Raw genomic sequence first — 14,020 nt, 5'->3', positions numbered from 1 at the left:
TCAAGCTAAGATGGTAGTAAACGGGCTAATGTACGCACAATCAATTAGTTTATATAACCCATAAGTTTAATATTCTATTGCGAACTATTTACTCACCTTAATCCCGGAGTTCGTTTAAACCGCCTGCGTCAATTTATGAAAGCAGCTATACAAAGACGCCTGCACTTCCGATAAATAAAATTTCCGGCACCCAAACCAACGAAAGCTATCGTTGTTGACGTTTATAAAAGGATAATCCCTCCAAACAGTCTGCACATGGCAAATAAGCCCGGTGGTTGGCTCAGCAAATTGAGTAACCTGATCATTCCGCCCAGCCAACCCGATACAAACTCTACCTCTGTTGTTACTAACAAACGCATCCTGGATGAACTAATCGCCAGCTTTGAAGACTCGTTGCATCGAGAGTCTTTCGGAACAAGTTTGCTCTTCAACGCGCACTTCCTGATCATCATGCACCCCGACACCTACGAAGAGCGACAAAACGCCTTTCCTGTCGTGGTGAACGAAGCCGTTCAGGCATTTAACGCCATTATCGATACGCACAAAAGTCAATACGGACGGATATCGCCGGTGGCGTCGAGCTGGTTTTTCAAGTTTGGGGCCGGACAGGAGTTTAACGGTGAGCCGGTCGGTCCTATGGAGTTGAAGGTCATTGGCGCATTAACCGGTATTTTGCCCGGTAATGGCCCCGCCGGTGTTGCGGCCGAGAAAGTGAATGTAACCCGCCGGGTAAAACAAACGAACGTGTACGAGAAAGTTGATGTCGATGTTCATGCCTTTCAGCATATTGATTTTCGTGAACCGGGGGCATTCGTGGTGAAATTCAATTTTAACAGCCCGATCAATGTCGTTGGGCAAGCACCGGCCGGACAATCGTCACACGTTGCCCCGGCAGCGGCCCCGCTTCCCCGAAGTCTCGACGCGGGGCTGGCGCAGATCAGCTATTACATTGCCGAGCTTAACAAGGAAGACACGTACCTGATGCGCGACCGGGAAATTGTGGTTGCCCGTAAAGAACCCGACAATGAGCACTTCCCGAATTACCTGCTGCTCGAATCGGCCTATGTATCGAATCCCCATGCCCGGATTCGGTATAATGACTCGACGCACTCGTTTCAGATTGCTTCTTTCAGCCGCAACGAAACGCGCGTCAACGAACAGCTTATCGCTCGCAGCGAACCAGCTAATCCTCAGTGGTTTGACTTATCCGACAAAGCCCAGATTCTGCTCAACAGCATGGTAACGCTTCATTTTCAAAGCAACGTCTAAAGCCATGATCGATTTTCTTCTTGTCCTGCTCCTGTTCGTGTTTGTCCTTTTTTTGGTATTCAGGCATTTTCAGGACTTGCCCCGTTAAAACCAAACCAACCGGTATCGGGAGAGTTGTAGTAAAACTGAACCTCTTATCTGATTACTATTTTCGTTTCGAATGAATGACTTACTAATCGCCGGCTTGACGGATGTTGGCCAACGTAGAAAGGACAATCAAGACACCTTCATCTGTACGCCACTCTGGTCGGAGTCGAGCGCGTTACTGGTAGTAATCGATGGTGTGGGTGGCTATGCCGGGGGCGACCGGGCAGCCGCCATCGCCAAAGAAGCCATTGAACGCTACATGGTAACGCCTAACGGCGACCCTTTGTCCATGCTGCGCGAAGCGGTCGTTTTTGCCAATAACCAGATCAACGAACAACGCCAGCAAGACCCTAAACTGGGCCATATGTGCTGCGTACTAACAGCCGCCCTGGCCGATAGTAGCACCAACAAGCTGTTTTATGCCCACGTGGGCGATACGAGGCTATACCGCTATCGGCTTGGCGATCTTACTAAACTTACGCATGACCATTCGCTGGTGGGCGTTCGGGAAGATGCCAACGAACTGACCGAAGCCGAAGCGATGGCGCACCCCCGCCGTAACGAGATTTTACGCGAAGTGGGGCTGGCTACACACCGGGTCGATGATCCCGATTTTCTAGAATCGGGCGAAACAACGTTCCTGCCGGGCGATCAACTGCTGTTGTGCAGCGATGGCCTGACGGATATGGTTACTCAGGCTCAGATAAAAGCGATCCTCAACCAGAGCGTTTCGTTAGATAAGCAACTCTCCGAACTGATCCGGGTAGCCAATCACCAGGGAGGTAACGATAATATTACCGTTGTCCTGGCCAGAAACAACACACCGACCAACGAGTCCGTTGCTGCCGAAACGAGCGCAGCTATTCCCCCCGCCAGAGCCAACAGACCGACCGTTTCGTCAACTGCGGAACCCGTAAGACCGGAGCCGGTAAAGCGTTCGTCAACGGGTCGTTGGCTTGCCATGATCATTGTCCTGCTTTGTTTGGCGGGTGGCCTCTACTGGTATCAATCCTGGCCATCCCAAACTACGTTTATGCCCACCGATAGCCTGAGTACAACCGCATCAACGGCCGATACCGTTGACTTAACCGTCCCGGCAACGCCTAAACTCGATTCACTGGTGCAGGCCGCTTACCGAAGTGCTGACCATCGGCTGGTGTTGACCGACGATACACTGCGCATCAGCCAGCCACTCCTGCTTACCGATTCGCTGCTGGCCATACTGGGAAACAACCGGCTAACCGTTCTCATGCCTGCCGATACAGCTAGCGATCAGGTAGCCATGCGCGTTAACCGACAAGGCGCTATCAGCCTGGACAATCTGGTTATCAGCGGATTTAACACGGGCATCGAAACAAACGGCAACGCCATCCTTCAACTAAAAAACGTATATTTCAAGCAAGTGGGCGAACCCGTGCGGGCCGTAGTCCGGCAGGACACCTGCCTGAATACCATCATTTCCGTAGCTGTGCAGAAGCAATCGGCTTCCGTTCCAGCTCCGACTAAACCCCTGCGTCCCTAATGGCCACCGTCCGCTTTAATACCCAGTTTCCGGGCTACGAGATTTTGAGTGAGCTGGGCCGCAGCAATGCCCGCATCCTCAAGGCACGTCACCTGGATACGGGCGAGCTGGTTGCTATCAAACACTTTGCCCTGAATACCGATGCCGAAACCCTCCGGCGGTTTCAGCGTGAATCGGCCATTATGACCAGTATTGCCCATCCCAATATTGTCAACGTTCGGGAGGTGCAACTGGAAGCCGAACTGCCCTATATCGTGATGGAGCTGATCGAAGGCGGAAGCGTTTGCGACCTCCTCAAAGCGCAGGGACACCTGGATATTCCAACCACCATTCGGCTCGGACTGCAAATGGCCAGTGCATTCAGAGCCATTCATACGCAGGGAATTATCCACCGGGATATTAAACCCGACAATATCCTTTTCCGGCCCCTGCCCAGTGGCGAACTGCATTTCCTGTTGACGGATTTCGGAGTAGCCCGTTTGCACGAACAGTCGAACACGCTCACGGGGCAGTCGCTGATGACATACGAATATGCCTCGCCCGAGCAGTTCAACAACCCCAAAGGCGTTAATACCGCTACCGATTACTATTCGCTGGGCGTGGTGCTGTACGAATGCCTGACGGGTAAAGTGCCGTTTGCCATGGGCGACCATTCGGGAATTGTTACGTTCATGAACAAGGTGCTGACCGATGCCCCGCCCCCGTTGACGGTTTCGGCAAATGGCCAGTCGCTGGGCCTGTTTACGCCCCTGCTGGAAAGTATGTTAAAGAAGGACCCCGCTGAGCGACTGAATGACCCGGATGAATTGACCTGGTTACTCAAGCAGGCCGAACTAGCCTACCTGGAAGCGGGTCGATCGAACCGCTCTGCCGTGGCTCGGCCGACGGTCGACACGCCCAAACCAGTCAATTCAACACAGCCCGACCATTCAACGCTCACCCGGACTTCGGCCGCGGTACCCCGTCTGGAAAGCGCCCCAAAAAAGGGAGTCAGCACAGTAAAGATTCTGGCTTCCATTGCGCTAACCGTGTTTGTGTTGGCGGGTGTGTATTACCTCACAGCGAAGCCGGATTCGGAATCAGACAGCAGTTTATTCCGGGCAGAGCAACCAACAACCCGGAACACGGATACCCAGACTACTCAATCCGACACCGCTGCCGCCCGGATCAAACAACAGGAAGAAGAAGCCAGACAACGGGCAAAAGTCCGTCAGGAAGCCCTGGCTGCGGTTAAAAATGTTCGGGCGAAAGCTGTCGACTTCCGGGTCGGCTTGTTTGGTGGCATCAAGCATTTGCAGATTCAGTTGAATAATCCAACCCGGCTGTCGTTTACCTTCGTAGTGGTACAGGTAAACTATTATAAAGATGGCGGAGGCCTGTTTAAGAGTGAAAAGTTGTATTTTAATAACGTGGAGCCTAATTCATCGCCCATACAATCGGCTCCCAACAGTGATCGGGGTACACGCGTGACCTGTAAGGTAGCGAGTTACGAGTCGCTGGATATTCCACCGGCTTCCGATTCGCTGACTTCATCCCAATCTGAGTTGCTTTAATAAACTAACAATGCCAACTGTAAGCGTCAACACCCATTTTCCGGGTTACGAAATCATAGGCGAACTCGGTCGATCCAATGCCCGCGTGCTGAAAGCGCGGCATCTGGATTCGGGCGATTTAGTAGCCATCAAGCATTTTACCCTCAATACCGACCCTGAAACCCTTCGCCGATTTCGGGTCGAATCCGAAATCATGACCAGCATCCGCCACCCCAACGTGGTGCGGGTTCGGGAAGTGCAACTGGATATGCCCCTTCCGTTTATCGTGATGGAATGGGTTGAGGGCGGCAATTTGCGAACGCTCATTCAGGAACAGGGTCAGTTGAGTGTGGCCACCACAATTCGGCTGGGATTGCAAATGACCGAAGCGTTCCACGCCATTCATCCGCAGGGAATCATCCACCGGGACATAAAACCCGAAAACATCCTTTACCGGCCTCTGCCCAGTGGTGAACTCCATTTTCTGCTGACCGATTTTGGCGTGGCCCGATTACGGGAACAAACCCGGACCATGACGGGGCAGTCGCTGATGACCTACGAGTATGCCTCGCCCGAGCAGTTCGACAACCCCAGAGGGGTCGATGCTGCCACTGACTACTACTCACTGGGCGTCGTTTTTTACGAATGTTTGATGGGTAAGGTGCCGTTTTCAATGGCCGACAGCGCCGGAATTGCCACCTTTATGGGGCAGGTACTACGCACGCCACCACCACCCATAGAGCCAGTGTCCGGACAGTATCTACCACCCAGTCTGGTCACGCTCATCGACTGGACGCTCGTAAAAGACCCGGCCCAGCGCCTGAACGAAATTACTGAACTGGCATTACTGCTGGGCCAGGCCAACGTTGAACTGCTGCAGGCTAATCGATCCGGTATTCGGCAGACACCTGTACCGACACCACGAGCGCAGACAATGGCGGCACCCGTACCAGCAGTCCAGCCGGTCGAAACCTATCAGTCAACTCCCGAGTATGATCCCGCTCCTGTTGCTCAGTCAAATACCTGGCTGATTGCGCTGGCCGTCGTTGTCGCCGGGTTGATTATCGGCTTTGCGATCTATTACAAAGGACTCGACAAAGAAACGCCTGCCCCGACATTAATTGATTCGACCGCCCTTAACCGGGATTCGCTGACAACCGAAGAGTTTGTACCGCGTAGAGACACGGCAACGACAACAGAACCGGAATCAGACGAAGAAACCACGACCGATTCGGTAGAAATCACGCCAGTACCACCGGCCGCAACGCCGAACAGTGGCTCAACGGCTGCGCCCGATTCAACGGCTGTACAGGACTCGATCCGGTAGTTTTCCTGTCCTGTCTACTAACCAACACTGCATGAAATTACTCACCGAACGTTTGTATTTACCTGTTGCATCGGTCATGCTGTTGCTGCTGTTTTATCGGCTGTATACCAATTTCCGACCGGCACTCAATCAGGCAAAACAGGCTTATGCCAGCGGGCAGGCACTCAACCTGACAACAGAGCTGAAATCGGCGGCTATTGAACGACTCCTGACGAGTGGCAATTACTACACCGATCCCAAAGACGTTACCCTAGTTGCCGATTCACTCCCCGCCAAACTGGCGCAGAACGGCACGCTCGACAATCTGGGGGCTATAAACAAGCGGCAATTTTCGATAGTAGCCCCGGTAAAATGGCGTAGCCGCATTGGTGGTGCCGACTTCCAGAGCCGTCTTCGGTTATCCCGGCAGCAAATGGGCTTCGACTCGGTATTGTACAACCGGGAGCTAACAAGCCCGAAAGTATACCCGTCCAGCGTAAACACCGGGAGCGGTTCGGCAGCCTTCAGCGGGAAAGTTACGAATGACGACGACCCCATGCCGGGCGTGCTGGTTCAACTCAAACGCCACCCCGCCACCGCCCAGCCGGACACTTTAGCCGACCGCTACATCTATGCCCGTACCGATACCGACGGGAAATTCACCTTTACGGGTCTGAAAACGGGGTCAGGTTACAGCGTTGTTCCGCTAAAGCCCGGCTTTGAGTTCGGTAGCCGCAAAGGCACGTCGCACCTCACAGGCAATCAGACTGTACGTTTTACTGCGCGTCCGCACCAGCTTCGGCTGATTGGGTCCACGGTTTACAGCCAGCTAAAGACCGACCATGCCCTTACCGTTCGTAACCCGGACACCTTTATCCGGCAGTTCTGGATGATTGTGGGTGGTTTTCTGCTGGCGTTCTGGGCCGTACAGTTATTCTGGACAATTCGCCGGTTCCGGCCCGACCCGCTGTTGCTGCCCATTCTTATGCTCTTGACCGGCCTGTCCGTCCTGACCTTACTCGCCATTCAGGACCCATTACAGGACATGCTTTACGCCGGGCAAACCGTACAGGGCATTGCGCTGGGCCTGCTGGGAATGACCGTAGTATCGCAGCTGAACATCGGGCGTTTTTACGCTAGCTGGCAGTACGACTGGCTCTTTTCGTACCGAAACCATAACGCTGTCAGGCTTTCGGGCTGGACGTGGCTGGTGCTGGCTGCTGGCTTAGCTGCTTTCACATTGCTCCTTGGTTCGGGACCGGAAGGCAGCGGGGTACGCGTCAATTTGTCTTTTCTGGGTCTTACCTTCCAGCCCAGCGAAATAACTAAATACCTGCTCCTACTCTTTTTTGCAGGCTTCTTTGCCGCCAACGAACAGCAACTCCGGCAACTTCCCGACTTACGCTGGCGGTTTGCCATCAGCTTCGGCGCCCTTGCCGGTGCTGGACTGCTGATGCTGCTATACCTGCTGCTGGGCGATATGGGTCCGGCGCTGGTGGTCTGTTTTACGTTCCTGCTTTTCTACAGCATTGCCCGGGGAAATCTCCCGCTCACCCTGGCAACGGGCGTGGGTTATGGCGTAGCGTTGTGGTTTCTTCCGGGCTGGCTCGCCACCGTCCTTAGTCTGGGGGCTGTTGTTGCGTACTTATTCGTCAAAGGCGACGCCCGTTCGAAAACGGGGCTGGGCTGGGCGGCTCTCCTCGCCGAAGCCCCCATTCTGTTACTGCTGGTGATGGCCATGTTTGCCTTCGGCGACCAGTTGCCGTCCGTTGGCGACCGCCTTGCCGACCGAAAAGCTATGTGGCTTAACCCCTGGAACAACGATGTGTACGGGGGCGACCATCTGGCACATGGCTACTGGGCACTGGCATCGGGAGGCTGGTCGGGGCAGGGTTTGGGCAAGGCGTTTGCCAACTCCATTCCGGCCGCTCATACCGATATGATTCTGCCAAGTCTGGGCGAAGAACTGGGCGGTTTGGGCGTCGTGTGTGTCTTTCTGCTGTTTGGTGTGCTGCTTCACCGGATGTTCCTGCACGCGCGTCGGGCGGGACAACCGTTTAGTTTTTTTCTGATTGCCGGTATCGCTATCGCCACCGGAACACAGTTTTTAATCATTGCCGGTGGGTCTATTGGCTTATTGCCGCTCACGGGCATCAGCGTGCCGTTTCTGAGCTACGGCAAAATCTCCCTCATCATTAACCTTACGGCTATGGGGGCGGTGTTCAGCGTGGCCCACCGGCCGGGGCAGGCCGAACAGCGCGAATACCTCGAAAAACATTACGATGTTGTCCTGATGGCCGGTATCGTCGGATTTCTGGCGGGCGTTGTGGTATTGATCGGGCATTTACTGCCGATCATCAGTTGGCGGGGGCGCGAGTACATTGTTCGGCCCGCCCGCGTCATTACGCGCAACGGCGACCCGGTATATAGCTACAATCCCCGCATCGAACGGCTCACGCGAGCCATTGCCGCCGGTACCATTTACGACCGCAACGGGCTCGTTCTGGCAGCAAGCGCACCGGAAGTTGTGACGCAGCAACTCGAAAAACTGCGGGAAAGCGGCCTGAAAGAAGATGCCGTTGCGAGCCTGACAAAGAAACGACTCCAGCGCTATTACCCGTTTGGCAATCAGTTGTTTTTCTGGGTGGGCGATCTCAACACGCAACTCTTCTGGGGCCAAAGCAACGGATATTATGCCGAAGCTACCCACCTCAGCGAGTTACGGGGCTTCAACAGCCGCCCCCGCAAAACAGATCTGGTCACCACCGATTTCCGGGCCGACCGATTCAGTCCGTCGGTGCAGCAAACCCGAACCTTATCAGTTTATGATTATAGTGAACTCGCTCCGGCCTTACGCGCCGGACTCGATAGCCGCGAAGTAGCCGAGCGGAAGGCCAAAAACCGCGATATTCACCTCAGCGTAAATGCGGAGTTACAGGTAGCCATTCAGAACGCGCTGGCTAAATCCAGTTTCCGGAACAAGCGGGTTTCGGTGGTGGTGCTGGATGCCGCTTCGGGCGATGTGCTCACGTCGGCCACGCATCCGCTCCCCAATCTGCAAACCCCCGACGCCATGCTGCTCCCGGACCGGGACCGGCAAAAATTACCGTATCTCGTAACCGAGCGGGACCTGGGCATGACGTACCCCACGGCACCAGGTTCGACGGCTAAAATACTCACGGCGATGGCGGCTTTCAACAAACTGGGTTCGTCGGCTTCGGACGTTAGTTACCGGATCTCGTGCGAGGAGATTATTCGGCGGGGCACGCGGGAGTCTGAGCCCTGCAACGAGACAGTCGACATGCGAAAGGCCATTGTCCGGTCGAGTAACGTGTATTTCATCCGCACCGCCAATGACCACAAGCTGGATAACCAACTGGCCGATCTGTACCTGGCTACGGGTATGAACATCGACTTTGTAGGGGGCTACTCCTTCTCCGACACCCGTACCGATCCCGAACGCAGCGCAATACGCGGGCACTGGCGCGATTCGTCGTTCGTTATCCGCCGGAACCTGTACAACAGTACCCAATATCCCCGACGGTACCGCAGCGAATTTTCGGGCTTAGCCTGGGGACAGGGCCAGCTAACGTCCACCCCGGCGGCTCTGGCCCGAATGGCGGGGGCCATTGCCAATCAGGGAATACTCCAGCCTTCGCGGTACGTGCTGAACCTGGCCGGAAAACCCCAGCCCGTACCAACCGGACAGCCAATAGCCAAACAGGCCAACTATGCCAAACAACTGGAATCGTTCATGATCGACCAGTCGAATCCATCGGAAGGCCGGGCTAAAATCAGCGTAGCGCGGGTAGCGGGTAAGACCGGTACGCCCGAACGCATCGTGCAGGGTGTTCGGCGGAATGACGGCTGGTACGTTTTCTTTGCGCCCACGCCCGATGGCCGCTCGCATACGGTCGTTAGTGTTCGCATCGAACTGGGCGAATCGTCGGCGGAGGCCGTTCAGCTTGCTAATAGCGTTGTGGCCCCAATCCTGAAACAGCAGGGATATTTAGGGAGTTTTTAACCGCTTATTTTGGTTTCCCTGAAGTAATTCGTTGCAAATACCTTATGCAATTTTTGTCATGCTGACGCAGGAAGCATCTTCGGGTGAGTCTTTTTATACACTTACCGAAGATGCTTCCTGCGTCAGCATGACAAATACGGGTATTTCAAGTTTTTTAGTCTCAGTACTTTATAGAAATGGGCTGATACGCCAATACACTGAACGATCATGAGCCTTCTGGATAGCGTCAAAAACTTATTCGGGTTTACACCCGCCCAACCCGTTAAACCGGAGTCCGCATCGGAGCAGACTGTAGAAACGCCGAAACCCGTTTCGAAGGGGCTGCCCCCCGCCGGGCAACAGCGCGACCGTCTGCTTCGGTTCGTCATCGACAAACTACGTCCGTACCAAAACGAACCGGAAACAGCCCCAAACAGCCTTAATTTATGTATTCTTCGCACAACGGCAGAGGAGGAAGACGTGTATAACGTTGCCCTGTGGGCCAGTCAGCCGGGTAAGTTCCGGAACGAGCTTGCCCGGCAACTGGCCGATAATTACATTCAACTGCCAGCCGACTGGCGATTTTCGTATGCGTTTTATTCGGACGCACTCCCGCCCTGTACGTACCGGGATGGTAATCTGGGGCTGATTATTCCTGATAAATCGAGACCAGACACCTCGCCCCTGCTGGCTCGTCTTGTGGCGGTGAAAGGGCAGACGGAGCAGGATGCGTATGAACTCAATCCTGTTCAAAAGACCAGCTACTGCATTGGCCGGGGCCATTCGACCCAAGCGGCTTCGGGGCGCGTTCGGACCAATGATATTGTTGTGTTGAACGACGATGACCCCGGCTTCGATGCCGAACGGGGCGCGGGCAATGGAGCCGTCAGCCGGGCACACGCAACTATCCGCTACGATGCCGCCCGGCGACAATATTCGCTCCTGGCCGACCCCGGCGGGTTACCGGCCAGTGGTAACAAAACCAAGATTTTCCACCCGGATGGCAGCCTGGACCGCGCCGACATTCCCGGCATGGGTTACCCGTTGCAACATGGCGACCAGATTGAGCTGGGTGGCGAAGTAACGCTTCTCTTCGAGGTTGTTTGAGGGTAATCTATAGTATAGACTTCTCGGACTGGTAACGTAAATCTACCGGGTACTGCCCCATTGTCTCAGCGGCTGCTTAGCTGAGCGGTTCCGGATGTCCTAAGCCCTGTAAAATCAGTAAAAGTGGTAGGAACATCTGTAATCTGTATACCATTCATTTCGGCTATTAATCAGATATTTGTACATTCTCCTTCCAGTTTAAACGCTGGTGACCGGCTCCCGGCATGGGCTGATTTCAGCGGCTTCCCGCTAGCCATTCCCACAAGAACTTAGTGGCCGTTAGTCGTCTACGTAAACGTTTTGTACATATCCTTAACCAGTTTTCACCTTGGCAAAGTATAACTTAAAAATTAACGGGAAAATCAGGCCGGTGGACGTTGATCCATCCACGCCTATCCTTTGGGTACTCCGAGACCATCTGGACTTACCCGGCACTAAATACGGTTGTGGCATGGCGCAGTGTGGCGCCTGTACCGTTCACCTCGGCGATACGGCGGTTCGCTCCTGTCAACTACCCGTATCAGCTATCGGCAAAGAAACCATCACCACCATCGAAGGACTATCGGCCAAAGGCGATCACCCGGTTCAGAAAGCCTGGCTGGAACATGATGTGGCCCAGTGCGGCTACTGCCAGGCGGGTCAGATTATGAGCGCGGCTTCCCTGCTGAAAAGCAATCCGACGCCAACCGACGCCGACATCGATGCCGCCATGAGTGGTAACATCTGCCGCTGTGGTACGTACCTGCGCATCAAAGAAGCCATCAAATCAGCCTCAACCAAATAATGGATAGTGAATAATGAATAATGGACAGTTAACTACTGATTATCAGCCATTATGCATTTTTCATTGTACATCTTCCATTATCCCTTACTGACATGAAAGTGACTAAAACGACTTATAACAGGCGTTCCTTTTTAAAAGCTTCGATGCTCGCGGGTGGCGGTATGATGCTCAGCGTTAGCTGGTTATCGAACGCAAAAGCGGCCGATAAAATGCAGGCTCTGAACCTGCCCGATCAATGGGTCGAGTTGAACGGCTATATTCAGATTACCCCCGACAACGTGATTCGACTTCTGTGCCCCAATCCAGAATTTGGCCAGAATGTAATGACGTCATTGCCCATGATGTTGGCCGAAGAACTGGACGCCGACTGGAAAAACGTGGTCGTCGAGATGGGGCCGCACGATAATGCCAAACTGGGCCCCCAGTTTACGGGGGGGAGTAATTCGGTGCGGATGTACTGGAAGCCCCTCCGCGAAGCCGGAGCAGCCGCCCGCCAGATGCTGTGCGAAGCAGCCGCCCAAACCTGGAATGTGCCGGTTAGCGAGGTGACGACCAAAGCAGGTGTACTATCGCATGCGAGCGGCAAATCGGCAAAGTATGGCGAAATGGCTAATAAAGCCGCTACCGTTCCGGTGCCGAAAGGCATGAAACTAAAAGCCCCGAAGGATTTTACCATCGTTCGAAACTCGAAGAAAAACGTCGAGGGCCTCAAGGTAATTACCGGTAAGCCATTATTTGGACTGGACTATCGGGCAGATGGTATGCTCATCGCTATGATTCAGCATCCACCGGCTTTCGGCATGAAACTCAAATCGTTCGATGCATCGCAAACCCTGAAAATGCCGGGCATCAAGGATGTATTCAGCCTGAAGTTGTACCAGGACGGTTTTGAGCAGGGCGGTTTCGATACCCGGACCTTCAACGACCTGCTGGTTGTCGTGGGCAAATCGACCTGGGAGGTCATAAACGCCCGCAAAAAACTGGTGGCCCAGTGGGAGCCGACCGGCGATATCAAAGACACCATGATGGGCCGGGGCGGCAAACGTGAGGTTATCGTTCCGGGCGAATTGGAAAGCACGACTGCCCAACTTGAGAAAATGGCGGAATACGCCAAGAAACCGGCGCAGCAATTACGAAAAGACGGCGACCCCGAAACGGCGTTCAGGAATGCGGCTCAGATTATTGAACGCACCTACAATGCCCCGTTTCTGGCGCACAACTGCATGGAGCCGATGAACTTCTTCGCCCATGTGACCGACGAGAAGGCGGTATTTGTTGGCCCCCTACAGGCACCGGGTTGGGTAGAACCCACCCTGTCAAAAATCCTCAATCTTCCCGCCGACAAGATCGAGATTCAGATGACACGCATGGGGGGCGGCTTTGGCCGTCGGGCATACGCCCATTACATGACCGAAGCAGCGCTGATCTCAAGAAGAGCCAAAGCGCCGATCAAACTCATCTACACCCGCGAAGATGACATGACCTATGGCATCTATCGCCCCATGTACACGGCTACGTATCGGGCCGCTTTGGATGCAAACAAAAACCTGATCGGCTTCCATGTGAAAGGGGGCGGCATACCGGAGCATGCAATTCACGCCAATCGTTTTCCGGCCGGAGCGGTGGATAACTACCTGGCCGAAGGCTGGGAGATTCCCTCCAACATCACCATTGGTGCGTTCCGGGCACCGCGTTCGAACTTCAACGCAGCTGCCGAGCAATCTTTTCTGGATGAAGTGGCCGAAGCGATGGGCAAAGACCCCATCGAGTTCCGGCTGGAACTGTTGAAACGGGCCAAGGAGAATCCGGTGGGCAAAAACAACGAGTATGACGCCGACCGATATGCCGGTGTGCTCACGCTGGTACGGGATAAATCGAACTGGAACAAACCCGATGAAGCGATGCCCGGCGAAGCGACGCCCGGCCAGGAAAAGTACCATCGGGGCGTGGCGGCTTATTTCTGTCACAACTCTTACGCGGCCCACGTGGTCGATATGGTGACCCGCGACGGCCAACCCTATGTGGAGCGGGTATTCAGTGCCATCGACTGTGGTATCGTGGTCAACCCCGATTCGGCCAAAAACATGGTGCAGGGTGCGGTGGTCGATGGAATCGGTAATGCATTCTACGGGGCACTAACCCATAAAAACGGAGCACCCGAACAGACTAACTTTGATAAGTATCGGCTCATTCGCCATAACGAAGCACCCAAACTTATTGACGTTCACTTCGTGGAAAACGACATTGACCCAACCGGATTAGGTGAACCGCCTTTCCCTCCGGTGTTTGGTGCCGTGGCTAATGCGCTGTACAAAACCACGGGCAAACGGCAGTATAACCAGCCGTTTAAGCCTGAGCTTGACAAGCGAATTTAAGGTTTATGTCTATCTAAAAACCTCTAAATACCCTA

8 protein-coding genes are annotated in these 14,020 nt (G+C 54.3%); all 8 read left to right on the top strand.

What is annotated here, in order from left to right:
* Window positions 1-255 precede the first annotated feature (255 nt).
* Window positions 256-1,269, top strand: coding sequence for an FHA domain-containing protein (locus CRO74_RS04985; protein ID WP_097124893.1), 1,014 nt, complete (start codon window positions 256-258; stop codon window positions 1,267-1,269).
* 160 nt (window positions 1,270-1,429) lie between these two features.
* On the top strand, window positions 1,430-2,878 hold the full coding sequence (locus CRO74_RS04980; protein WP_097124892.1) for a PP2C family protein-serine/threonine phosphatase: 1,449 nt from the start codon (window positions 1,430-1,432) through the stop codon (window positions 2,876-2,878).
* Window positions 2,878-4,431, top strand: a complete 1,554-nt coding sequence (locus tag CRO74_RS04975; RefSeq protein WP_097124891.1) for a serine/threonine protein kinase — start codon at window positions 2,878-2,880, stop codon at window positions 4,429-4,431. The genes CRO74_RS04980 and CRO74_RS04975 overlap by 1 nt, the downstream gene beginning before the upstream one ends.
* 10 nt (window positions 4,432-4,441) lie before the next feature.
* Window positions 4,442-5,737 (top strand): serine/threonine-protein kinase, encoded by a 1,296-nt coding sequence (locus tag CRO74_RS04970; RefSeq protein ID WP_097124890.1) that lies wholly within the window; start codon window positions 4,442-4,444, stop codon window positions 5,735-5,737.
* 31 nt (window positions 5,738-5,768) lie between these two features.
* Window positions 5,769-9,740, top strand: coding sequence for an FtsW/RodA/SpoVE family cell cycle protein (locus tag CRO74_RS04965; RefSeq protein ID WP_097124889.1), 3,972 nt, complete (start codon window positions 5,769-5,771; stop codon window positions 9,738-9,740).
* A 207-nt stretch (window positions 9,741-9,947) separates the two neighbouring features.
* A complete protein-coding gene (locus tag CRO74_RS04960; RefSeq protein ID WP_097124888.1) occupies window positions 9,948-10,826 on the top strand; it encodes an FHA domain-containing protein in 879 nt (292 codons plus the stop codon).
* Between the two features lie 328 nt (window positions 10,827-11,154).
* Complete coding sequence (locus CRO74_RS04955) at window positions 11,155-11,610, top strand: (2Fe-2S)-binding protein (protein WP_097124887.1); 456 nt, start codon at window positions 11,155-11,157, stop codon at window positions 11,608-11,610.
* 92 nt (window positions 11,611-11,702) lie between these two features.
* A complete protein-coding gene (locus CRO74_RS04950) occupies window positions 11,703-13,985 on the top strand; it encodes a xanthine dehydrogenase family protein molybdopterin-binding subunit (protein ID WP_097124886.1) in 2,283 nt (760 codons plus the stop codon).
* Window positions 13,986-14,020 lie beyond the last annotated feature (35 nt).

This window comes from Spirosoma fluviale (assembly GCF_900230225.1).
GTDB classification, from domain to species: Bacteria; Bacteroidota; Bacteroidia; order Cytophagales; family Spirosomataceae; genus Spirosoma; species Spirosoma fluviale.
This window is presented reverse-complemented; position numbering and strand designations above follow the sequence as displayed.

Excerpts from the sequence above, each read along its gene's own strand:
- CRO74_RS04985 (WP_097124893.1), top strand. The coding sequence starts at position 256 with ATGGCAAATAAGCCCGGTGGTTGGCTCAGCAAATTGAGTAACCTGATC.
- CRO74_RS04980 (WP_097124892.1), top strand. The coding sequence starts at position 1,430 with ATGAATGACTTACTAATCGCCGGCTTGACGGATGTTGGCCAACGTAGA.
- CRO74_RS04975 (WP_097124891.1), top strand. The coding sequence starts at position 2,878 with ATGGCCACCGTCCGCTTTAATACCCAGTTTCCGGGCTACGAGATTTTG.
- CRO74_RS04970 (WP_097124890.1), top strand. The coding sequence starts at position 4,442 with ATGCCAACTGTAAGCGTCAACACCCATTTTCCGGGTTACGAAATCATA.
- CRO74_RS04965 (WP_097124889.1), top strand. The coding sequence starts at position 5,769 with ATGAAATTACTCACCGAACGTTTGTATTTACCTGTTGCATCGGTCATG.
- CRO74_RS04960 (WP_097124888.1), top strand. The coding sequence starts at position 9,948 with ATGAGCCTTCTGGATAGCGTCAAAAACTTATTCGGGTTTACACCCGCC.
- CRO74_RS04950 (WP_097124886.1), top strand. The coding sequence starts at position 11,703 with ATGAAAGTGACTAAAACGACTTATAACAGGCGTTCCTTTTTAAAAGCT.